General features: G+C 38.7%; 15 protein-coding genes. 5 read left to right on the top strand and 10 right to left on the bottom strand.

Annotated features, from left to right (window positions below; genetic code table 11):
* Nucleotides 1-34: 34 nt before the first annotated feature.
* On the bottom strand, nucleotides 35-1,069 hold the full coding sequence (locus FRZ67_RS14860) for a methylenetetrahydrofolate reductase (protein WP_225975348.1): 1,035 nt from the start codon (nucleotides 1,067-1,069) through the stop codon (nucleotides 35-37).
* Nucleotides 1,070-1,261: 192 nt separating this feature from the next.
* Between FRZ67_RS14860 and lptB the strand changes: the two genes are divergently transcribed.
* Both lptB and FRZ67_RS14850 read left to right on the top strand, forming a co-directional pair.
* The gene (gene lptB, locus FRZ67_RS14855; RefSeq protein WP_147190619.1) at nucleotides 1,262-2,074 is read left to right on the top strand and encodes an LPS export ABC transporter ATP-binding protein; all 813 of its coding nucleotides are present in this window, start codon (nucleotides 1,262-1,264) and stop codon (nucleotides 2,072-2,074) included.
* Nucleotides 2,075-2,148: 74 nt separating this feature from the next.
* Complete coding sequence (locus tag FRZ67_RS14850; RefSeq protein ID WP_147190617.1) at nucleotides 2,149-3,666, top strand: GH3 auxin-responsive promoter family protein; 1,518 nt, start codon at nucleotides 2,149-2,151, stop codon at nucleotides 3,664-3,666.
* Nucleotides 3,667-3,752: 86 nt separating this feature from the next.
* Here FRZ67_RS14850 and FRZ67_RS14845 read toward each other — a convergent pair whose 3' ends face one another.
* The 3 genes from FRZ67_RS14845 to FRZ67_RS14835 form a co-directional block, all read right to left on the bottom strand.
* Nucleotides 3,753-4,235 carry a DUF1203 domain-containing protein gene (locus FRZ67_RS14845; RefSeq protein ID WP_147190615.1) on the bottom strand — a complete coding sequence of 161 codons (483 nt, stop codon included), beginning with the start codon at nucleotides 4,233-4,235 and terminating at the stop codon, nucleotides 3,753-3,755.
* 204 nt (nucleotides 4,236-4,439) lie between these two features.
* Nucleotides 4,440-5,219, bottom strand: a complete 780-nt coding sequence (locus FRZ67_RS14840; protein WP_147190613.1) for a Bax inhibitor-1/YccA family protein — start codon at nucleotides 5,217-5,219, stop codon at nucleotides 4,440-4,442.
* Between the two features lie 55 nt (nucleotides 5,220-5,274).
* Nucleotides 5,275-6,153: a polysaccharide deacetylase family protein gene (locus FRZ67_RS14835; protein WP_147190611.1), complete on the bottom strand. Its 879-nt coding sequence runs from the start codon at nucleotides 6,151-6,153 to the stop codon at nucleotides 5,275-5,277.
* A 336-nt stretch (nucleotides 6,154-6,489) separates the two neighbouring features.
* Here FRZ67_RS14835 and FRZ67_RS14830 point away from each other — a divergent pair, with 336 nt between their 5' ends.
* A complete protein-coding gene (locus tag FRZ67_RS14830; RefSeq protein ID WP_147190608.1) occupies nucleotides 6,490-8,337 on the top strand; it encodes a 2-oxoacid:acceptor oxidoreductase subunit alpha in 1,848 nt (615 codons plus the stop codon).
* Nucleotides 8,338-8,633: 296 nt separating this feature from the next.
* Here the strand turns inward: FRZ67_RS14830 and FRZ67_RS14825 are convergent, their stop codons facing one another.
* The 5 genes from FRZ67_RS14825 to FRZ67_RS14805 form a co-directional block, all read right to left on the bottom strand.
* Nucleotides 8,634-13,544, bottom strand: coding sequence for a translocation/assembly module TamB domain-containing protein (locus FRZ67_RS14825; RefSeq protein WP_147190600.1), 4,911 nt, complete (start codon nucleotides 13,542-13,544; stop codon nucleotides 8,634-8,636).
* Between the two features lie 324 nt (nucleotides 13,545-13,868).
* The gene (locus FRZ67_RS14820) at nucleotides 13,869-14,846 is read right to left on the bottom strand and encodes an aminotransferase class I/II-fold pyridoxal phosphate-dependent enzyme (RefSeq protein ID WP_147190598.1); all 978 of its coding nucleotides are present in this window, start codon (nucleotides 14,844-14,846) and stop codon (nucleotides 13,869-13,871) included.
* Nucleotides 14,847-14,865: 19 nt separating this feature from the next.
* A complete protein-coding gene (locus FRZ67_RS14815; RefSeq protein ID WP_147190595.1) occupies nucleotides 14,866-15,402 on the bottom strand; it encodes a DUF1572 family protein in 537 nt (178 codons plus the stop codon).
* Between the two features lie 81 nt (nucleotides 15,403-15,483).
* Nucleotides 15,484-17,202 carry a gamma-glutamyltransferase gene (gene ggt, locus FRZ67_RS14810; protein ID WP_147190592.1) on the bottom strand — a complete coding sequence of 573 codons (1,719 nt, stop codon included), beginning with the start codon at nucleotides 17,200-17,202 and terminating at the stop codon, nucleotides 15,484-15,486.
* A 229-nt stretch (nucleotides 17,203-17,431) separates the two neighbouring features.
* Nucleotides 17,432-18,625, bottom strand: a complete 1,194-nt coding sequence (locus FRZ67_RS14805; protein WP_147190591.1) for a family 16 glycosylhydrolase — start codon at nucleotides 18,623-18,625, stop codon at nucleotides 17,432-17,434.
* 387 nt (nucleotides 18,626-19,012) lie between these two features.
* Between FRZ67_RS14805 and FRZ67_RS14800 the strand changes: the two genes are divergently transcribed.
* A complete protein-coding gene (locus FRZ67_RS14800) occupies nucleotides 19,013-21,508 on the top strand; it encodes a M14 family metallopeptidase (RefSeq protein WP_147190589.1) in 2,496 nt (831 codons plus the stop codon).
* 658 nt (nucleotides 21,509-22,166) lie between these two features.
* Nucleotides 22,167-24,227, top strand: coding sequence for an ELWxxDGT repeat protein (locus FRZ67_RS14795; protein WP_147190587.1), 2,061 nt, complete (start codon nucleotides 22,167-22,169; stop codon nucleotides 24,225-24,227).
* Nucleotides 24,228-24,415: 188 nt separating this feature from the next.
* Here the strand turns inward: FRZ67_RS14795 and FRZ67_RS14790 are convergent, their stop codons facing one another.
* A complete protein-coding gene (locus FRZ67_RS14790) occupies nucleotides 24,416-24,802 on the bottom strand; it encodes a hypothetical protein (RefSeq protein WP_147190585.1) in 387 nt (128 codons plus the stop codon).
* Between the last annotated feature and the right edge of the window lie 33 nt (nucleotides 24,803-24,835).

The following is a 24,835-nucleotide window of genomic DNA, read 5'->3' as shown; positions in this document are numbered from 1 at the left end:
AAAATGCTGAATGATACCATTCAGCATTTTTTATTTAAACAACTTCTTTTACAACATCTCTTATTAATCTCGGCTTACCCAATGTATAATAATGCAATACCGGAACACCGAACACTTTCAGTTCTTTGCTCTGTTGTATCAGCCATTCTGTACCTACAATCTCACAATCAGCATCAGTCTTGCATTTCATAATCTCTGTAGAAAGATCGGTAGGAATATCAACATGAAAAATGCGTGGTAAAACAGATAATTGCTTTTTGGTAGTTATAGGCTTTAAACCTGGTATTATGGGCACATGAATATCGTTAGCACGGCATGCATTTACAAATTCGAAGAATTTATTATTATCAAAAAACATCTGCGTCATAATATATTCTGCACCGGCATCAACTTTTTCTTTTAAACGACGCAGATCAATTTCCAGGTTGGGTGCTTCAAAATGTTTTTCAGGATAACCAGCTACACCAATACAGAATTTTGTTTTGCCACCATCGCGTATATCATCGTCAATATAAATCCCGCTATTGAGGTGAACTACCTGTTTTAATAGATCAATCGCATATTTGTTTCCACCCGGTTCCGGTTCGAAGGATGCTTCATTCTTTGCCGCATCTCCACGCAGCACCAGCACATTATCAATGCCTAGAAAATTAAGATCGATCAATGCATCTTCTGTTTCCCGCATGGTAAACCCGCCGCAGATCATATGTGGCACAGCATCTATCTGGTAATGGTTCATGATGGCCGCGCAAATACCAACCGTGCCGGGCCTTTTACGCACTTCCACTTTTTCAAAATTACCATCTGCCTTTTTCTTGAAAGCCGTTTCGCTTCGGTGGTAGGTAACATTTATCCACGATGGTTTGAATTCCATTAAAGGATCAAGGTGATCATAAATAGATTGAATGCTTTTACCTTTTAGTGGCGGCAGAATTTCAAAAGACAGTAATGTATCTTTTGCCTGTTGTATATGATCGGTTACTTTCATTTGCTGTTGCTTCTTGCTTTTACCTGGTATTTTTTGGTAATGTACTATTGTTCTTTTGGCATCGGTTGTTGTGTCACTCACTTATACGTTCTGATCTTTCATCAGCAATGTTATGCTGTACAAGTGTGCGACGCAAGGAACGATGCCCAATGATATAATGCCGGGCCCCAAAAAAATTCGCCGTGCAAAGTAATGTAAAAAACAAGTGTTAAGATGCACATTACTGTGCCCGTATTGTATTAGTTACTATATTTTTGCCCAAATACTATACACGTGAGCCTTGTTATTACCACAAAAGACCTTATTAAAAGCTATCGCAGCCGTACTGTCGTAGATCATGTATCTATAGAAGTAAAGCAGGGAGAGATCGTTGGTTTACTTGGACCAAACGGTGCAGGTAAAACAACTACTTTTTATATGGTGGTAGGTCTTATAAAACCAGATGTGGGCAAAGTATACCTGAACGCGGAAGAAATAACCAAACTGCCGATGTATAAAAGAGCGCAGATGGGTATTGGCTACCTGCCGCAGGAAGCAAGTGTATTTCGTAAACTGAGTGTAGAAGATAATGTAATGGCAGTACTGGAAATGACAACTCTTACAAAAAAAGAGCGCCGCGATAAACTGGAAGCTTTACTCGATGAATTTAACCTTCACCATGTGCGTAAAAATAATGGTGACAGTCTAAGTGGCGGTGAGAGAAGAAGAACAGAGATTGCCCGTGCACTTGCAGTTGACCCTAAATTTATTTTATTAGATGAGCCTTTTGCTGGTGTTGATCCTATTGCAGTTGAGGATATTCAAAGTGTAGTTGCCAAAATGAAATATAAGAATATTGGTATCCTTATTACCGACCATAATGTAAACGAAACACTATCCATCTGCGACCGTGCTTACCTGCTTATAGATGGAAAAATATTTAAACACGGCACTGCAGAGCAGCTCGCAGATGATGAACAGGTGCGCAGGTTATACCTCGGAACCAACTTTGAATTGAAACGCAAAGACTGGATCATTGACATGGCAAGAAAGGGTAAAGAAGGCATTACTTCAGGAGAAATCATAGATGCATTACCTGAAGAATGAATTTTTTATAAAGCGAAAAGACACTTTAATAATTCGCTATCTCCTCAAGATTTCTTATTTTGCTGTTGTCGGTAATGAAAATCTTATCTCCCGCAATATCAAGACTGGCCCGCTTCCGTTATTGGAAGATCGAGCATTGGGTTAATGATCCTGTTGCCGCACAGCGGGAAGTATTACAGGATCTTATTACACATGCACAACATACCGAGATAGGGCGCAAATATGGTTTTCATGAAATATTTAAGATTTGCGATTTCAAAAAACGTGTTCCCATTCATGAGTACGACGATCTTAAACCTTACATAGAGCGATTGATGAATGGAGAACAAAACCTGCTCTGGAACACGCCTGTTTATTGGTTTGCAAAAAGCAGCGGCACTACCAGCGATAAGAGTAAATTCATTCCCATAACAGAAGACAGCCTGGAAGATACACACTACCAGGGTGCCAAAGACGTACTTACTTTGTATTATCAGCAACACCCGGATAGCGATTTACTTACCGGTAAAGGTTTAGTAATTGGTGGCAGCCACCAAATCAATTCTCTTAATGAGGAAACCCATTATGGAGATCTGAGTGCAGTGCTTCTCCAAAACACTCCTTTCTGGAGTACGTGGATACGCACACCTGAACTTTCCATTGCATTGATGGATGAATGGGAAAGTAAGATTGAAACTTTAGCACAGTCCACTATAAACGAAAATGTAACTTCTATATCAGGTGTTCCTACCTGGACATTGGTGCTTATAAAACGTATACTTGAATTAACAGGTGCTGCAACTTTAAAAGAAGTATGGCCCAATTTCGAACTATATATTCATGGCGGCGTTTCCTTTACTCCTTATAAAGAGCAATTCAAAAAATTGATGGGCGAAGACATCAACTATCTCGAAATGTACAATGCGAGTGAAGGCTTTTTTGCAGCACAGGATAACCCACATGAAGATGGCATGTTGCTTTATCTTGAACATGGCATTTTCTACGAGTTTATGCCGGTGGAAGAATATGGAAAACCAGATCCGCTAACAATTGGTTTACGCGATGTGGTGATCGGTAAAAATTATGCGCCTGTAATTAGCACGAATGGTGGCTTATGGCGCTACCTGCTTGGAGACACTATTCAATTCACCTCTTTGATTCCCTACCGTATAAAAGTAAGTGGCAGGCTAAAACATTATATGAATGCATTTGGCGAAGAAGTGATCGTTGATAATACTGATAAAGCTATTGCGATTGCCTGTGAAAAAACAAACAGTATTGTTATTGATTATACAGCAGCGCCTGTTTATTTCAGCGATGAAAGTAATGGTGCGCATGAGTGGCTTATTGAATTTGAAAAAGAACCCGAAAACCTTCCCCGTTTTATATACGAACTTGATTGTGCACTTAAATCAGTCAATAGTGACTATGAAGCAAAGCGCCATAAAGATATAGCGCTTAGAATGCCCATTATTCATAGTGTAGCACACTGCACTTTTACATCCTGGCTGCGCAGTAAAGGCAAGCTTGGCGGACAACACAAAGTCCCAAGACTTTCGAACGACCGAAAATATATTGATGAGATCATAAGTATGATGAACAGCAAAGATTAAATTTTTTTCTGGCTTCACCACACTATTAAGCCTTCGTTGTGTCACTCACTTGTACGCCTTGTTCTTATTCAGCAATTACTCACATATTATTCTGCACGCTCAATTTTACAGATAAAGCAACAAGCTTCCGCATTACGTGCATGTAAATATGCAACATCAGGATGTTCATCAAATATTTTCACGATCAATTCATCAATATCTGCGTCACCAACAAGCCGGGTAAACACCATCATCTGGTTGCTATTATAGCCAATGAGTGTCAGATGAAAATGTTCCTTATCATTTTTTATTTCAGCAGGAAATGTATAAACATCTTTATAAGGTTCAACTTCGTCTGCATTTATAAATACAGGCCCGCACTGGTTATACGCATTGTCAATTTCGAAAGGGCTGTGTGTAAACAATAAACGTTTATCAACATTTCTTTTAAAAGGTTTTAGTGACACTCTACATGGGCCAAGACCGGTAGCTAATTGTTCAATTACTTCATGGCCAAAATCATCTTTTCTTTTGTTTCGTATAGTTTGCGCATATTCAGCAGATAGTGGAACGATCCTGAACTTATTCATATCATTTTATTTTTGTTACACAAATTTCTGCCGGAATAAAAAAGAAATCAACCCGATAATTGCGGAGTTTGAAAGCCCAATAAAGTTCTGAACGTACAAGTGAGTGACACAACAGCTGTGTAATAGCAGTAATGCAGTTCGGTTTAAAGAAATAAAAAAGGTCATACTTTTCAGCATGACCTTTTTATAAAGAGATTTAAATTTTTAGTTTCTTCTTCCTGCAAAACGCATTAATAGTTTGAGTATTTCGAGATATAACCAAACCATTGTTACCAGCAAGCCAAATGCGCCATACCATTCCATAAATTTGGGTGCACCCATATCTGCGCCTTTTTCTATCATATCAAAATCGAGAATAAGATTCAACGCAGCTATTGCAATAACAAACAAAGAAATGCCAATACCCAATGCGCTTGAATCGTACATGAAAGGCATGTTAACGCCAAACATTCTCAGCACAAGTGTAATGAGATAAAATACCGCTATACCCATTGTTGCTGAAATGATAATGGATTTAAATTTCTCTGTTGCTTTAATGATCCGGAAATTATATAACAGGAACATAGCGATTGCAACACCAAAAGTTAAACCAACAGCCTGCATTACAAGGCCGGGATATTTTTCCTGGAAGGCATCATTTACAATTGCTGAAAGTGCTCCAAGAAATAGCCCTTCCAGTATACCATAAGCCGGTGCTATATAACCAGCCCAATTAGGTTTAAAAGAAATTGTCAGTGCACAAATCAATCCACCAATCATGCCTATCCATAAATAAGGCATAACTGATTGCGCTGCTGTTTGTACCAATAATTGGTCGTAGTACTTACTCCAGGTAAAAGCTGCGCCACCAAGTACCATTAATAACAGGAATCCAAATTTATTGATTGTGCCACGCACAGTCATTACTTCAGCAGAAACTTCACCTGCAGATCTGCTGAATATTTTCTGCGATAATGTAGGGTTGCCTGATTCAAAAAGTGCCATAGTTTATAATTTTTATCAATTTACAAATTTACATGAAAAACGAAATTTCTGCCTGTTAATTATTTGAAGCGACACCGGGATAATGGTCTATTGTTTCAAACACATTCCGGGGGTCCTGTTTTAGCATTGTTATGAATTTACTAAGCGAATCCGCGTATTGCCCTTTTTGAAACATACGGTCGTGAGCTAATATTACCAGATGATTCTTTATGAATTCTTCATTATGATCGAAAGCAGCGTTTACTTCCCGCAGCATTTCATTAACACTCTGTACAGGGGTTGTGCAGCCTTTAAAATTCCACACTACATCCCAGCCAATACCTTTATAACCTGCAGAATCTGCCGTACGGCAAAAAGCTTTGGTTAAATCAGGGCTGCGAAGCCTTCCGTTTAAAGCCCATGAATTGTTTGCAGGTGTGCGAAATATTTTTATTGGTACACGAAGGCTAACCTGTGCTTTTTCGAGGTCTTGTAAAGCAGAATCTGTATGACTATAAAAATATTTATACTTATTAAAGAAAGCATGCGTGTACGTGTGGTTGCATAGCAAAAACTGTGGATAGGCATCCCTGATGCTGTCTACCTTCAATTTCGATCTTTGTTCCACACCCTGCACACCGATCATAAAAAAGCTTGCCTTTACATTAAGATCAAGCAGCAAATGATAACAGTTCATGGTGCCTGGTTGTGGCCCATCATCAAGTGTTATGTAAATGTATCTTTTCGTACTGTCGTAAGATATGGGAGTACCGGGAATGGCTTCCCTTACTGAAACATCTGCATTTTTTAGATAAAGAGTATCTTCATTAACAACAGTACTGTCGGTATTATTTTGTTGTGATAGATTAGAACCACAGCTGCATAAAGCGCTGATCAAAGAGAAGTAGAAGGTCGCTATCAATATCCTGCTACACCTGCCGGTGCCATCGTCCATAAAAGGGTTATAAATAATTTTCAATACAAAGATAGTGGCGATGCCATTGAAACAAAAAACAAGAACAATTTAATTATGTGTTAATTCATTTTTTTTTATGCGTTACAGTTTTGTCTGCATAAAATAATTAATGATTTTGTCTATTGCCGAATACAGTTTAAAGCGCACAAGTGAGTGACACAACGAAGTATTATAGCAGCAACAGAGCCTAAAAACCATTATTTAAAAAATAAAATATTTAAATAAATCACCCGTTAATAACCATAGCAAAGTTTTTTACTTACAACCATTAACTTTGCAATAACCATTCTAACGATTCTTCAAAATTTCAATTCGATGGACAGACAACAGGTAGTATTGAATGATGTAGTTATAAAATTTGCAGGCGATAGTGGAGATGGTATGCAACTTACCGGCTCCCAATTTACCAACAGTACCGCATTGCTGGGGATTGATCTTGCTACATTCCCGGATTTTCCGGCAGAGATTAGAGCCCCAATAGGCACGGTGCCTGGTGTAAGCGGCTTCCAGCTACGCTTTTCGAGCGAACAGATATTTACGCCGGGTGATCTTTGCGATGTGCTTGTAGCTATGAATGCTGCCGCATTGAAAGTAAACCTTAGGGGGCTAAAACCAGGCGGCAAGATCATCATTAATACTGATGGCTTTGATGCGAAAAACCTGCGCCTTGCCAATTATCCCGAAGGTGTAAACCCATTAGAAGATGCAAGCCTTGATGGTTACGAAACAATAAAAATGGATGTAACCAAAATGACCCGTGAAGCATTAAAAGAGTTTACTGACCTTGGTATAAAAGAAAAAGACCGTGCAAAAAATATGTTTGTGCTGGGCTTTCTGTATTGGATGTACAACCGCTCTCTTGATACTACCATTAATTTCCTTACTGATAAATTTAAAAAGAAAGATACTATAAGGCTGAGCAACATAAAAGCTTTGCAGGCCGGTTATAATTTTGGAGATACCACAGAAACCTTCAGCAGCCGCTATATAGTTGAGAAGGCAAAACTTCCTTCCGGCTTATACAGGAGTATCATGGGTAACCAGGCCTTATCATACGGTATTATTGCAGCTTCGCAGAAAAGTGGGCTGCCATTATTTTTAGGTTCTTATCCTATTACGCCTGCTTCCGATATTTTACACGAATTAAGCAAATACAAAACATTTGGGATACGCACTTTCCAGGCAGAAGATGAAATTGCAGCTATCACTTCGGCCATTGGTGCTGCTTATGGTGGTAGTATTGGTTTAACTACTACATCTGGCCCAGGCATGGCGCTTAAATCTGAAGCTATGGGTTTGGCTGTAATACTTGAAATTCCCCTGGTGATTGTAGATGTGCAACGTGGCGGGCCATCAACCGGTTTACCTACCAAGACTGAACAAAGCGACCTGTTGCAAGCTTACTACGGCCGCAATGGTGAATGCCCTATGCCTGTTATCGCTTCTTCTACTCCAAGCGATTGTTTTGAAGTTGCATACGAAGCCGTGCGTATTGCAGTACAACACATGACACCAATTATTATCTTAAGTGATGGTTATATTGCAAATGGTGCCGAACCCTGGCGTTATCCAAAGGCAGATGATTTGCCTGCTATTCCTGTTACATTCAAAAAGGGTTTGGATGAGGGGGAAGAGAAATTTTTGCCTTACAAACGCGATGAAAAACTGGTGCGCCCATGGGCAATACCCGGTGTTGCCGGGCTTGAACACAGAATTGGCGGTCTTGAAAAGCAGGACGTGACCGGTAATGTAAATTACGAGCCCGAAAACCATCAGCACATGGTATTTACCCGCCAGGCAAAGGTTGACAGGATTGCTCAATATATTCCCGAACAGCAATTAGACAGCGGACCGGAAAAAGGTAAAGTGCTTGTTCTCGGCTGGGGCAGTACTTATGGCGCCATAAAAAGTGCAGCATTGCAATTACAGGCAGAGGGCCACAAGGTTAGCCACGCTCACTTGCGTTACGTAAGGCCTTTCCCCCGTAACCTGGGAGAAATACTCAAAAATTTCGATCATGTCATTGTGCCTGAAATAAATAATGGCCAGCTTGTAAAAATTATACGCGATCAATTCTTTATAGACGCCCAACCTTATAATAAAATAATGGGTGTGCCTATTACAAAAACTGAATTACTTGATGTGATCAGGAAATATTTGTAAATACATTCTTACAATATTTTTAAACCCATGCTCTTGCATGGGTTTTCTTTTTTGTACCGAACACTATACTTTCAATTGAGCATCGTTGCGTCGCACACTTAAAGTTTCAGAACAATTATGTGCAGGCTTATATGCCTAATAATTATGAGTTGCTGCAAATTTATGCCGGAGTAAAAGAGTGCGACGCAACCAGGATGCCATGAAATGCTGCAGTTTGAAACAAAAAAATTACTGCTCTTATTAAAAACAGAAAAATAATAAGTGCCGGCATAAAAGCAAAACCAAGTACACAAAAATTACTTGCTACCTTTTATAATGATTTCCGGATTGGTTTCAGGTTTAATAACGCTGCTATCAGTGGATGGAACTGCGGTTACGGGTATCGGAATCTTGTCCTGGGGAAAATCGAAGGAATAAGAAATGCTTACGCCCTGGCGTATGCGACGTCCAATGATGCCGGTGGTAACATCAAGGCTGCTTTTATTGAATACAATAGCACGAAGTTTACGATCAGTGGAGAGAATAAACTCTATAGAGATGTCTGGCAAAAACTGGAAGTTACCTGTTTGTACTGCAGAACTGCCAAGGTTAAAGTCGAGACCAGTGCCGAGTGTTATAATGACCTTATCATTCAATATGCTTTGGTTTACTTTAAGATTTACTACCTGCCTGTCTAAACGGTTCTGTGTATTAGAAGTTCCGTAAAGAGTAGAGCTGCTGTAGGTGGAAGTATTAATATCAAACTGAAGACTTTTATCGCCGGTTATTTTGGTAAGAAGATTGGAAACAAGTTTATTCAGCTCATTGGTTATCTGCTGGGAAATAGTATTGATGCCAGTACTCTGCGCAATGTTCCCTCCATTGCCCAATTGCCCATAAGGAGCAAAGGAACCAAATACAATGAGAAAAGTCACCTGCTTGATCATCTCATTATCATCGTTCTCTACTTTTGCAAGGAAGAGCTGGAGGTTATTATCATTCTCTATAGGTGAACCACCCGGGAAATCAAACGAAAATCTGATATCGGGATTGCTAAGATTGCCGGTTAAGTGCGCAATAACGTAAACTTCGCCACGATAACCGCTTACGGCGCCGCCAAGATTAATACCTGTGTTGCTCAGCAGTTCATTAAATGAGACATTCTTTGCAGTATACTGTGCATCAATCTTCATTTGCGCTTTATAAGGGTCGCCGTTCCATTCAATGTAATTACCTGCGTTTCTTCGGAGATCAAAAGGTTTGCGTAAAAAAGACTGGAAGTTGAAATTATAACGACCACTTTCTATATTATACCGGCCGTTCATGGTCATGCTGCCGGTTGCCGGTACATTAATACGCATCCTACCCTCACCGGTAGCGCTGATAACATCGCCGGTTAACTGGTCGAGAATTACATCGATCTGCGCTTTATTATTTGCAACAAGATCGAGTGCAATATTTAGCTTTGTATCAGATTGCTTTTCTGGTGCAATTATTTCCGTACCATATTTTTTAAAGACAATAAAATCTGCATCCGTGCTTTCTTTGCTACCCGAAGTAACGATAGAGATATGGGTGGTATCAACAGGTTCGCCGCTAATATTCATTTTCATGTTTTCCTGCGGCCCCTTTATACTTAGGGTGGCTTTAGCGATTGCCTTACCATAGAACTGCTGGTTGTCTTTAAATTTTGTATCAAGCACCAGTAATTTGTCAGTAGCCATATCAAAATCATAACGCATATTCTTAAAGCCATTTTCATATAGAATACCACGGACAGAACCTTTATTATTGTATTTGTCTTTGATAGAAAACCGACCGAAATCGATAGAGCCTTTATTGAAGGTTAATATTGCAGAATCAACAGTATAACGTACCTGGGTATAATCAACGGTAAGGCCCGCATTTCTTAAAGTGGCCTGTCCTAAAAGATCAGGGGAACGGGGATCTCCTTTTACTGTAAGGTCACCTGTGGCAAGACCTTCAATATTTGAAAATATACCAGCAAGGAAAGTATTTACAAAAGTGATCCTTGTACCCTTCATATGCATGGTTGTATTTAAAGGCTCGTTTGTAGAATCTTTTACATTGTAGAAACCATCGATATCAAAATGATAATCTTCATTATCTGATTTTACTTTAAAAGATACTTTACCTGATTCACTACTATATGCGCCATTTAAATTAACTACGCCAACAGAATCATCATCAAGTCTGAATTGTTCTACCTTCAAACTTGTTTGCGCATTGAATCTGGTATAAAAATCACGCAGGTAAACAACTCCATTAGCAAGGCCCTCCAATCTTGGATTAGTGGTTACAAGGGATGTGAAGTCTCCCATATTTACATTCTTCAATCTTACCACCAGGTTGCTGGCATTGGTACCCTCTTCTTCTTCAGTTTCAACTGTTATCTCCTGAAAACCCTGCGAAAATTTTACATTCTTTGCTGATGCAAAATTCTTCCTGATGATCAGCTCGCCTTCTTTATTCAGTTCCCATTTTTTTGTATTCACTACAAAGGAAGATGGCTGAAAATTGATGCGCACACCGTCTTCCAATGTAACCACATCTGCGTTAAGATCTGCATTATTAAGTGTTTCACTTGCGCTGGTAGAAATATGTACACCAGAGTGATCGTTTGCAGATAAAATATTCAGGTAAGTATTTGGGAAAAAAAGGCTGTCGCCTATATAAATGCGTTCTACGTCGCCGGTAAGGCGAAGACTATCAGCGCTGCCAATACCTTTTATATTGGCATTTTCAAGTTTATATTTATCAAATTTTGCATAAGGAACTTCTGCACGCAGATAGAAACCTGAATCCCTGTTGATAGTATTCACTCCGCCTGAAAGTTGCATATAATCCAATCCTGATAAACGTGGATCAATAACCCTTGCATATTTGTCAAAATCTTTTGTGTTTATCTGAACAAAAAACCGCTGATCTTTTGGCTCTTTCGCAGGCGCATTGATGTATGCAGGATAATATCTGCTAAGAAAGGATTGAAAGCTATTGGGAAGATCAAGGATATTATATTGCCCGGTGACCTTTACATCGAACTGGTTACTCTCTGCGCTCAACACTTTCCTGTTTGCATCGTCGATATAAGCATTTACAGATAATGAATCAAAATCAAGTTTTGTGCTATCATGCAGTAGCGTAGCATTAAGGATTTTTGCAGAACCCAGAAAATCATCAATGTTATGACCGGTAAAATTTAAATCGAATAACCCGGTAAGCTGAAAATCTTTGTTTGTAAAATTGAGGCTCCTGAAATTGGCTTTTGCAAGGTCACCAAGAATATTGAAAGACGGTTGTTTATCCGAAAGATCGATTTGGATGCTGCTAAGAAAATCGAAATTGGGATCATCTGCCTTAAAGTCGCCATCAATTTTTTCTTTTGCTATTGCCCCGCTAAAGGTAAGGTTCCTGTATGTGTAACCATTGAACTGCAAAGAATCAAAAATGCCATCCAGGGTTGTTTTTACTTTATCTAATTCAAAGCTCCTGCCTTCCACTTTTCCTTTGAAACTCATTTTACCAAGCGTACTGACTCTAACAAATCTGCCCAGGTCAAATTGTTTGGTTTGTATGTTTCCTTTGTAAGAAGGTTCACCTTTTGCTGGAAGGTTCATATTAATGTCTGCATACATGCCGCCAAGCATACTACTTAATGTACCTGTAGTGCTGAAATTATTTATCGTACCCTTAAAGTTTCCCCTAAATAAAACATTACCCAGAGCTGCCATATCTGGCGTGGTGATCTTTGTAATTCCGGGATAAAGGAATGCTATTTCCCTGTTATTAGTTTGAACAGTTGCATCGTTAAAAGTGATAATGGTTTTACCAACATCAGGAAGACCTTTCATAGTTAAATCCCCCGTGGCATAAGTGTTAGCATCTGTGCGCACAAAAATATTGTCTACTTTAAAATCATCTACAGTTCCTAGAAATTTTCCACTTATGGCAGCCTTCTGTTTCCAGGTGGATAATTCAGGCGCAAAAAAAGCGATATCATCACTGCTTACTGTTGAATTGCGAAAACGTGCATCCATTATTACCTGCTCGATATACGCAGACATATCTTCATTGAAATCTTTATACCGCATAGCGTAATAGTCTCCAAGCCTGCTGTGTGGTGTTCTTATATCCAGTTTAGCAAACTCCATTATCTGCGGTGTTAACCTGAAGTCTGCTTTCAGTTTACTCAATTCAAATCCGCTGCGTTCAAATGCAGAAAGGCTAATCTTTGCCTTAATGGTATCCTTTATAAAGCTGACGTTTTCTATATTGCCGTTTATCTTACTAACTCTTATATTGGTTCCATCAAATACACCTTTATCCGGTACATCTCCACGTTTCATGCTTACGAAACCTCCATCTGTCATTTTAATTGAGGCCACTTTTAACAACAGATCGCCGGTATTAAAATACATGCCGGTATCTGTATTTTTTTTTCGCAAACTATCGGGTCTGTAACCATCATAATCTTCAATAGAGAAATAGGGCCTATCAAGATCAACTGTATTTACAAGAATAGTATTATGTTTAAGATCAGTTTTACTAATATCAGCTAGCATACTACCAATCTTAACGGTCATCGTTTGACCTATCCAATCATCCTGCTGCACAAAGCGCACTTTCTTAAGATCGATTTTTTGAAGGTTTAAGGTAATGTTCTTACCGTCTTTACTCGTTGTTGTATCAGATGATGCAAAATGATCCGCAATGAACTGGTAATTCCATACAGAATCTTTTCGGTTCATTTTTATCAAAGCATTTTCAAGGCCAATATATTTCAGGTCAATATTATTTTTTAAAAAGAACCAGTCTGTTACACGCACTTTCATAGTACCTGCATAAAGAAGCGTGTCTTTTTTATTATCCCGTATCAATGTCCCGTCAAGATCAAGCTTATCAAAAAAAGAAATGCTTACATGCTTAATGCTTACTTCTGTATTAAGATCTTTTGAAAGCCGCTTTGTAACTGCACCAATAATAATATTTTGCACATAATCAGTTTGCAACAGCAATAGCACCAGCAATAGCAAACCAAGTATGCCAAGCAATACTTTTCTTCCAATTCTGCTTAATAATAATACCAACACAGGAAGTATAAAAAAGGGAAGCAAATTATCCGCATAACCTGCTATGTATGCAAGCAGGTATAAACCCAGCAAAGCCAGAAGGATAATAGAAGAGATCCTGAGAAATTTATTGTTCAATGATGCCGGATTTATTCGGTAAAAATAAAGATAAACCCTGAAGGGCAAAACCCACTGCTCCTGGCAAAAGAGTTTAGATAAATTTGAGTGAATATTTGGAAGTGATCTGTCTGATATCTATTAAGCTTCTGTTGCGTCGCACCCTTGTACTGTAAAACAAGTTTCATCAGGTTGTAAGTCCACGGGTTCATAAATTCTCTGTATTTAAAAAAGTGTAAATATTTTAAGCTCGTAAATGTATAAGCTTGCCGATGTTTATTCTGAACGTACAAGTGAGTGACACAACAAACGATGCCACGAAAAAAAGCAGCTGGCATACAACTACTATAAAATTTTATGCAACAGGTTTGCCAGCAATTCAAGATCTTCTTTTGTGTGCAATGCACTTAAAACAATACGGTTTATTCTTTTACCCTGTACATCGGGGTAAGCAAAGGAAGAAATAATGATGCCTGCTCCGAACAGTTTTTGCTCATTAATATTTTCAGGCAAAATAAAAACGGGCAACTCGGGATGATAAGAGATACAGGTTAAATCTTTTACAAGCTGCTGAAAATATTGCCTGTTGTTTTGCAATTTTTGTCGCTGCGCTGCATAAATATACTGACCTTTTATAAAGGCATACAGCAATGCTGGTGATGGCGCAGTAGCAGATGTATATGCATGATCTTTTTTATAATTGGCTGCCATTTCTTTACTGCAACTGATAGCGCCTGCGTTTATGTGAAAGGCCTTTGACAAAGAATAAGTGAGTATATATTGCGTGTAGTTATTTTGAGGAAGCCTGCTTATAATACCTTCACCTTCGTCACCAATTAAGCCAATACCGTGTGAATCATCCACAATAATTGTTTTACTAATTGTGCTCCCGGTAACAAATGAGAAATCTGTAACAGAAGCATTAAGCGTTTCCACCGAATCAACTGCAAAAATATTTGTATGCTGATGATCGTTGTTTCTTTGTATGGCCGGATGCGAAGGATGAAGATTAACGATTGTATCTGCAAAAGCTGCGGTTGCAATACGGCCCGCTATATAACCTGAAGCAACTATAACTGATGCTTCCATGCCTGTAATTGCTGAAAGCAATAGCTCTGCTTCTTCAAAAATTTCCAGTCTTGTATTTGATATGCGTGATGATGGAAAAAGCCACCCATATTTATCAATACCCTCTTTTACCAACGCTGCAAATTCAGGTACCTGTTGCATACCAAGGTAACTGTAACCGGAAAAGAAAAGATATTCCTCCCCTTTTATTAATGCAGTTCTTCCCGGTATTGCATCGAAAGCAAAAAAATTCATGCAGACATTATTTGTAGTTTTACTTTTTTTGGGTATCCGCCATCTTTGCATTAAAAACCTGGCTTCCACCTTTTGGTATACTTAATGTTTGCCAATCTTTACCTTTTAGCATTTTACCAATATACAATATCTGACCTACATGATGCGGGTAATGCGCCAGTTGTCTTAATATAGCATCGTAAACAAGCAAAGGTTCGGTACGTATATAAATTGTTTTAAGAAGGTCTGCAGGTTTTAAACTTTCAAGCGTTGTAAAAACGCAGTTCCAGCCTGAATTCCAGAAAGAAAGCACATCTTCTTTGGTTATATCAAATACATCAAATTCAGCATCACGTTGCCGCCATTCTTTCTCACCATCTTCCGTTAAAAAATTAGTGAACCTGCTTAGCATGTTGCCATATAAATGCTGAACAATAATGGCTATACTATTGCTTTCTTCATTGGGCCTGTAGAAGAAATCCTGCTCTTCCAGTTGTTCAAATGTTTTATCACCCAATTCTTTATAATACTTTAACCGCTTAATGGAATCTTTTAAAAACCCTTCTTCTAAATTCATAGGTTCATTATTTATAAAAAGTTTTATAACATAAGTAATAAATTTAAAATATCCATTACTATTTACTTTAGGTTTTAGAGCCTAATATCCTGCTACACTATCATCACCCCTTCCATCTGCAGCAGATTCTCTTTTACCATCAGCAAGAATTTTTATTAATTCAGTCCTGCCGATTCCGCCACGATCAACCATTTTATATCCCATTTTTTCCAAAGTCATTTTTGTTTCTGCAGAAAAATTGCTTTCGACCATTACCTCATCCGGCAGCCACTGGTGATGAAACTTTGGTTTGTTAACAGCATCAGTTGCATTCATATTAAAATCAATCACGTTGACGATGCTTTGAAACACTGATGTTGGAATAGTTGTTCCCCCTGGCGTTCCTACCACCATAAATGGTTTGTTTCCTTTTAATACCAGTGTAGGTGTCATGGAGCTTAACATTCTTTTACCCGCAGCAATAGCATTAGCTTCACCTCCTATTGCACCATACATATTGGGCACGCCTGGCTTTATACTAAAATCATCCATTTCATCATTCAAAATAAATCCTGCACCATCCACTACCGTCTTACTTCCATAGCTATTGTTAAGTGTAGTTGTAACTGCAACCATATTACCCTGTTCATCAATAATGCTTATATGTGTTGTCTCTTCGCTTTCGTGTATAGTACCGGCTTTTATATCTGCGCTTACCGATGCTTTATTGGGATTATAATCTTTCATTCTTTCTGCCAGGTATGCATCGCTCATCAATGTTTTTTGCGGCACTTTCCAGTAATCAGGATCGCCCATATGCTGCGCCCTGTCTGCATAAGCACGACGCTCTGCTTCTATCATCAACTGCACACTTTTTGCAGATTGAAATCCATAACTACCTACAGGATATTTTTCTATCATCTTCAGCATTTGTGCCAGCAAAATACCGCCGCTGCTTGGTGGAGGAAAACTGATAATGTTATAACCACGATAATCAAATGCTATTGCAGTACGTTGTTTTACGGTATAATTTTTCAGGTCATCGTAAGATATCATACCATTACCCCGCTGCATTTCTTCCACTATAAGCTTTGCTGTCTCACCTTCGTAAAAACCTTTGCTGCCATTATCTCTTATCCGTTTTAATGTTGCAGCAAGCTGTGGCTGAATTAATGTATCACCCGCTTTCCATGGCTGGTCTTTTATAAAGGCAGATGGCTGGCTGCTGTATTTTAGAAAATCTTCTTTTGTGCTGTTCAATGCTGCAGCCTCATGTGCAGTAATTACAAAGCCATATTCTGCAAGGTCAATAGCAGGTTGTATCAATGCTTTAAAAGAAAGTTTCGCAAATGGCATGGTTGCAAATAAGCCAGCTACGGTACCCGGAACACCAGAAGATAAATGACCGTTCTCTGATAATTCATTTTGTGCATTGCCATCTTTATCCAGGTACATATCTCTTGAAGCCTTTGCCGGCGCCATTTCACGGTAATCCAGCGCCACTGATTTACCATCGCTTTTCCTTGCTATTAAAAAGCCACCACCACCAAGATTACCTGCCCCGGGATATACAACCGCTAATGTGAGTTGAGTGGCAATCATTGCATCAAAAGCATTACCGCCCTGTTTCATGATGGCTGCACCAACTTCACTTGCCAATGGATGTGCACTTGCTACAACAGCTTTATTGAACGTTACAGATTTTACAGATGCATAATGATAAGGATCAACTGTTTTTCCCGCGCCAACAATAGACGCAGACTGTTGAGCATTTGCCGTACTAGTTATAAGAAATAATATAAATACAATTGTCTTCTTCATGTACACAAAAGTAGGAGAATAAAGAAGATTAATTATGTAGCGGGCTGTAGTTCTTTATGCATCATCCCTTGCGTCGCACACTTGTGCAGTCAGCTATTTTGCAGCAATAACATTTTATTGCTGAATATAGTTATGCAAGTACAAGTGTGCGACGCAACAGGCGATGACACAAGCATCAAATGCCGGGCTCATAAAAATAAAATTGCAATAAGCAATTCGTGCAAAAAAATTACTGGAACACTCTTACATAATCCACTACCATGCGTTGCGGGAAACTGGTATTACTGTCAGGGCTGCCGGGCCAGTTGCCACCAACAGCTATATTAAAGATGAAAAAGAAATCCTTATTAAATGGATAATCACTGCCTGTAAGATCTGTTTTGGTTACTGTGAGATATTGCACATCATCCACGTATAGCTTTATAGTGTCTTGTTTCCATTCCATACTGTATACATGAAACTGTTCATCAAAAGAACCGCTGCTGAGCACATAGTTATTGCCTTTTGATTGATGCACTGTGTAATCTGCACCCCAATGTAAAGTGCCATACATTTTGTTGGGCTCCTGGCCCAGCAATTCCATAATATCTATTTCTCCGCAAGCGGGCCAGTTTACTGCATCAATATTATTGCCCAGCATCCATAATGCGGGCCATACACCTTTTCCTTTGGGCAATTTTGCACGAATATCTACGCGGCCATACGTGAATATTTTTTTGTTTTTAGTGATCATGCGTGCAGATGTATAATCACTGGTTTGGTAGGTCTCCTTTCTTGCTTCAATTACAAGATTGCCAGAAGATACAAACGCGTTCTGTGTGCGGTTTGTATAATTCTCCAGTTCGGCATTGCCCCATCCGTTATTGTTACCTTGCTCAAAGGTCCAATCGGCGCTGTTTATACTGTTGCCATTAAATTCATCACTCCATGTAAGTGTATAACCCGGATAACTATCTGGTGTGCTGTAACCGGTATTATCCACAGGAAAGTAAAGTCCGTTCTCATTTAAAATATTTCCTGAGCCTTTAGCAGCTGCACCGAGTTTACAATTCTTAGGGTCACTAAGCTGCACATAAAAAAATTGGTTTTCTTTGCGTATACTGTCGCCTGTAACTTCTACATCAAAGCTTGCCTGCTTTTGTCCGGCTGCTATTGTTAGACTACCTGAAACGGGTTTATAATCTTTATTTTCTTCCGCAGTTGCAGGCAGAGTAGCATAATGTACAATGGCATCTGAAGTAGCTGCTTTATCAAGCGATACAGTAAAATGAAAATTACTGGTAGTAAGTGTACGATCCTGGGAAAGGCTATTGATTGTTACAACAGGCAAAGTATCAACAGGAGAACTGCCGCCGCCTTTGCTGCAGGCAGTAAATAATAAAGCGGTATAACTACAAATAAAGAAGTTACTGGCAATGCGCATAACGAAAAATAAGTGTTTAAGATATGGTTGACGATTTCGCAAACAATATAAGGAGTTTCTTTTGTTTTTGACTATTGTGTTAAAGCGGCTTTATAGTAAATGCTTTTCTTTTTGTGCCAGGCTGCATTTCTTTTATGATGCTGTGGTTGCGTCGCACTCTTGTACTTAAGAACAGCTATGAGCTATGATGTATTGCTCAAAGCCAATAGCTCATGGCCCGAAGCTAGTTGCTAAAAGTTTCGGAACGTACAAGTGAGTGACACAACAGGTGATGCCATGAAACACTATAGCCTGTATCATTAAGTCCATAAAAATGATTTCCACTCTTCAACCTCATTTGGCAGCGAACATTTCTTTCAATATTTTCACCACTTACTATATTCAACTATGAGAAAAATTTTCTTTGCAATATTGCTGCTGCAGGTTTGTATAGCTCATGCACAAACGCTGCAATCTCCCGACCAGTTTCTTGGCTATAAAGTAGGCACTGAGTTTACAAAGCACTTTAAGATAGTGGATTATTTTAAAGCCGTTGCCGCTGCCAAACCAGATATGGTGAAAGTTGAAAAATATGGCGAAACATATGAGGGCCGCGATCTTATGCTTGCATATATAGCATTGCCGGAAAATCTTCAAAAACTGGATGCAATACGTTTGAATAATTTACGCATGGCCGGTGTAAACAAAGATAAAATGGCGCCGGTAACGGATGGTGCACCTGCCATTGTATGGCTTAGTTATAATGTGCATGGTAATGAGCCTGCATCTTCCGAAGCAGCGATGAAAGTATTGTATGCCCTGGTTGATCCAAACAATAAAGAAACAAAAGAGTGGCTGAAAAATGTAGTGGTCATTATTGATCCATGCATTAACCCCGATGGCCGCGACCGCTATGTAAACTGGTATAATAATGCTGCAGGAGCAACTTATAATCCCAATCCATCGGCAAGAGAGCATCAGGAACCATGGCCACAGGGCAGAACCAATCATTACAACTTTGATCTCAACCGCGACTGGGCCTGGCAAACACAGATAGAAACGCAGCAACGCTTAAAAAAATATAATGAGTGGTTACCGGAAGTGCATGTTGATTATCATGAACAAGGTTATAACGCACCTTACTATTTTGCACCTGCGGCAGAACCATACCACGAAGTAATTACCAAATGGCAGCGTGATTTTCAAACACAGATCGGTAAGAACAATGCAAAATATTTTGATACCAATGGCTGGCTGTATTTTACTAAAGAAGTATTTGATCTGCTGTATCCATCTTACGGAGATACTTATCCTACTTACAATGGCAGTATTGGTATGACGTATGAGCAAGGCGGTATTGGTGCAGGGCTTGGTGTAAGAACAAATGACGGTGATACGCTTACACTTGTTGACCGTGCCACGCATCACTACACAACAAGTATGTCTACTATAGAGATCAGCGCAAAAAATGCGGCAAGGCTTGTAACTGAATTCAAAAAATATTTTGATGATAACAGGAATGCCATTGGCAGCGATTATAAAACCTATGTGCTTACTGCAAAAGATCCTAACAAAATACAGGCTGTAGCTAAACTGCTTGATGCAAACGGCATTGAATATGGAAATGTAAGCAACACTGCATTTCGCGGATACAATTATTTTACAGGTAAAGAAGAAGCTTACAGCGAAGAAGGCTACCAGCTGGCGATATCAGCTTACCAACCCAAAAGCAGGATGGTAAAGGTTTTATTCGAACCAAAAAGTTTCATCAGCGATTCGGCCACTTATGATATTACAGCGTGGGCAGTACCTTACAGTTATGGCATAAAAGCTTATGCTTTAAAAGAAAAATTAGATGTTGGCCCTTTCAAAACAGCGGCGGCTATTACGAACGTTGCAGCCGATTATGGCTTACTCATTCCCTATACTTCGATGAATGCAGTTAAGCTACTATCAAATTTATTACAGCAGGGTGTAAAGGTTCGTTATTCAGAAAAACCTTTTACTTATAATGGTAAAAATTATGCACAGGGAACTTTGATCGTTTTAAAAGGCAACAATATTCAAAACTGGGAGCAGCTTACCAATGATGCCTGTAAACAATTTAATGTGCAGGCCGATGAAGTTGAAAGCGGATTTGTAGATAAAGGTGCAGACTTTGGTTCTTCCTATATACATTTTATTACGGCGCCTAAAGTGGCATTGCTTACAGGCCGTGATGTGTACAGCGATGCAGCCGGGGAAGTGTGGAGTTTTTTCGATAACACTTTGAACTATCCGGTAACACAATTAAACGCAGAGAATATTGGCAATACCTTGAGCGACTTTGATATATTGATCATGCCGAATGGATCTTATAATTCTTTGAACAACAAAGAAGCACAGGATAAGATAAAAGCGTTTATAAAAAACGGAGGCAAGGTAATCGCTTTAGAAAAAGGCGCTGCTTTTATTGCAGGTATGGATCTCGGGTTCAAATTAAAAAGCAATGATGATGATAGTGCCAGGAACAAAGATGAATACGCTGACCTGAAAAAGTACGCAGACAGAGAACGGGACGTTTTGCCACAAAGTATTTCCGGCGCCATCTATAAAGTGGAGTTAGATAATACACATCCACTTGCTTTTGGCTACCCTGATTTTTATTACACGTTAAAACAGGACGACCGCCTGTTTGAATTTTTAAAAGACGGCTGGAATGTAGGCGTTCTAAAAAAAGCAGGCTACACTTCTGGTTTTGCAGGCAGTAAAATAAAACCACAGATACAGGATGGCCTTCTTTTTGGTGCTGTGGAATCTGGCAAGGGCAGCGTTGTAATTATTACAGATGATGTGTTGTTTCGGCTCTTTTGGGAAAACGGAAAAATGCTTTTCAGCAATGCTGTTTTTCTGGTAGGTCAATAAATACAAATATCAAGAAATAAAAGCTGTTGCAGGTATTGCAGCAGCTTTTATTTGCATCTACATTTTTTGTTACCAAACAACACTACTACTATTAAGCTTTCGTTGCGTCGCACTCTTCAACTGCTAAAGCTATTTGCAGCAATGCGAAATATAACATCCAATAAAAAAGCCGTACGTAGATTGTTTTACCAACCCGATACGGCTAAAGGAACAACTACCAGCTATTTAAAATAATTCAGGAATATTATCATTTTTCCAGGAAGCAAGTTACCAGCCTTCCACGCAAAAGAAACTAACCAAAATCATCTTTTTACATGATCTTCGCCATATAACTTCCATCTGAAATATACTTGTATTGAATTACCAGGTAAAAAAGATAAAATGCTTTTGCCTCAATCTGCTGCAATGTTTTATAATTACCTGCTATTTAGCCAACAAAAGATATACTGATGAAGTGATTGCGACGCAAGGGACGATGCTATAAAATTCCACAGTTGGTATCATAAAAAATTTTCGAACGCACATTATTTTACACCGTTAATATCCTATTGAAATATCAATTCATGCTTTCAATGCCGCAATACATACACGTATTGCTTGATAAAAGTGTTACATAGATTTTGATTTGCGTTATCATTTTTATAGCTAATCTGAATATATGAAACACACGCTACACTTTTTTTTATTTGTGCTGGTATTTACTACTGTTGTTAATGCACAGGTTACAAAACTTGCCAACAATAATAACATACAAACAGGTTTTGCATTAGGTAGTACAGGTATTCTCATCGACAACAATGATTCTTTATGGAAAACGGATGGTACTGCTGCAGGTACAAGTTTATATGCACATAATGTAAGAGTGAATACAGAATCTGGCTTTGCTATTCTAAATAATAAATTATACTTCTCTGGCACCAATGCTGCTGATGGGGTTGAATTATGGGTAACAGATGGTACTGCCGCAGGAACAACAATAGTAAAAGATATTGTGGCAGGTTTTTATAGTTCATCACCCGCAGAGTTATATGTATTCAATAACACTATTTATTTCTTCGCATCTACTGCCGCAGAAGGAACGGAGCTTTGGAGATCTGATGGTACCGCTGCAGGAACAATACTTGTAAAAGATATTAACCCGGGTATTAACAGCAGTCTTGATAATTATGCCAACTTCTTTATAAACAATAATATTTTATACTTTACTGCCAATGATGATGCGCATGGTACAGAGCTATGGAAAACAAACGGCACAGCAGCAGGAACAGTTTTAGTAAAAGATATTAATAATGGCAGTGGCTCTTCGGATTGCACGGAGTTCACCGCTTTTGGAACATTAGCCATATTCGCTGCAGATAATGGTATTAACGGTAAAGAAGTTTGGGTAACCGATGGCAGTGCCAATGGAACTAAAATGGTAAAAGATATTGTGGCAGGTGCCGGGCCTTCTTCTCCCACACAATTTATTCTCTTTAAAAACAAAATATATTTTACTACTGTTGAAAATTTTATTCAGTACAAACTATATGTAACAGACGGCACAGATGCAGGCACTACGGTTGTAAAAGATTTTACAGGTGGTTATGCACAGGTTGCATTTGCCATTTACATGCAGGATAAATTTTATTTCACCGCACTTAACAGCACCAATGGCACTGAGCTATGGAATTCAGATGGAACGGCTACAGGCACCACATTATTCAAAGACATACAGCCAGGTAAAAAATCTTCCAACGCTTTTGTTTTTCCAAACATAACAGGCATTACAGACTACCACCAGGTACATAACAATTTATACAACGGAAAAATATTTATGATGGCTGATAACGGAACCAATGGCAATGAGCTCTGGATCAGTGATGGTACCGATGGCGGCACTAAGATGGTAAAAGATGTTAACCCGGGAACCGGCGCTGCATTTGATTTTCCTGCTTATTATTATACATCAAAAGGATTATACTTTGCAGCAGATGACGGTACTAACGGCACAGAACTTTTTAAATCAGATGGTACAGACGCAAGCATGATAAAAGATATTAATACAGGTTCAGAAAGTTCAAATCCAAACTTCATTATGACGCTGAACAACAAACTTATCTTCACTGCCAATGATGGCGATAATACAAATGGTGATATTGATCTTTACCAGGTTGATGAAACAATCCTGCCGCTAACACTGCTTGATTTTACAGCAGTATTAAATGGTAAAGCAGCGCAACTGGAATGGAGCACTTCAACTGAGGTTAACACAAAAGATTTTACTATTCAGCGCAGTTTTGATGGATACAATTTCCAAAGCATCGGCTCAGTAACAGCAGCAGGCAACAGCACACAAAAAAGAGATTACAAATTCATCGATGCCGGAGCATTGGGCACAGGCTACACTAAAATTTACTACCGATTGCAGATGAATGATAAGGATAACAAATTCACCTATTCAAAAATTGAAATTGTTACGATCAAAAACAATGCTGTCGACTATAGTGTTTATCCTAATCCCGTAAAAAATATATTGACCATTTCATTTCCCAATGCGTTGACACATGTTAGTATTATTATAACAGACCAGCAGGGAAAAGTTCTCCTGACGCAGCAACTGAATAATATACAGCAGGGTTACAAAGCTTCTATAAATATGGCGGCATACAAAAGCGGCATTTACTACCTGCAGGTAAAAACTAATGATGGCGCACAAACAAACAAGATCATAAAATTTTGATAGGTGAATGCGGGTGAAGGAAAAGAGGCAACATAAAGTTGTCTCTTTTATTTTATGCACAAAGCTAATGTGCTGCTATGAAGCTTTGTTGCGTCGCACACTTGTACCTCTTATTAATTACCCGGCAATTATTCAAACTATTTAAAATGTAGTATTACAGGTAAACCTGGTCACATAAAAAAATTGAACTAATTAGTTTTAGAAAAATCATTCATCAGTTCTGCTTCGTTATTATGAACAAGTACTGTTTTCATTGAGTTTGCATTTTCAATATGAACTACAAACACTTCGTCCTGGCCAGGCTGGCTTATTTTTTCCATTCCTGAAAAATAATAATTCGCAAAACTACGGCTTACCACATCCATAATATTTTTTGCAAGACTTTCCACCGGATAATATTGAATGGAATAAATAATTTTTCCTTTTTTGTCATAAGCAGACACTACTTTATAGCCGTCTATTAATGAATGCACAGTGTAACTTTTGTCTGCTGTATTTTTATCATTTGCATAAGTGGCAGATGCAGATAACAGAACAATTATTATAAGTGCAATTGCTAAAATTTGCTTTTCCATTTTAATTTTTTTTATTTCTTATTGATTATTTGT

Origin of the sequence: Panacibacter ginsenosidivorans (assembly GCF_007971225.1) — a bacterium.
GTDB classification, from domain to species: Bacteria; Bacteroidota; Bacteroidia; order Chitinophagales; family Chitinophagaceae; genus Panacibacter; species Panacibacter ginsenosidivorans.
Note: the sequence above shows the minus strand (reverse complement) of the source record. Positions and strands in the feature narration are given on the sequence as shown.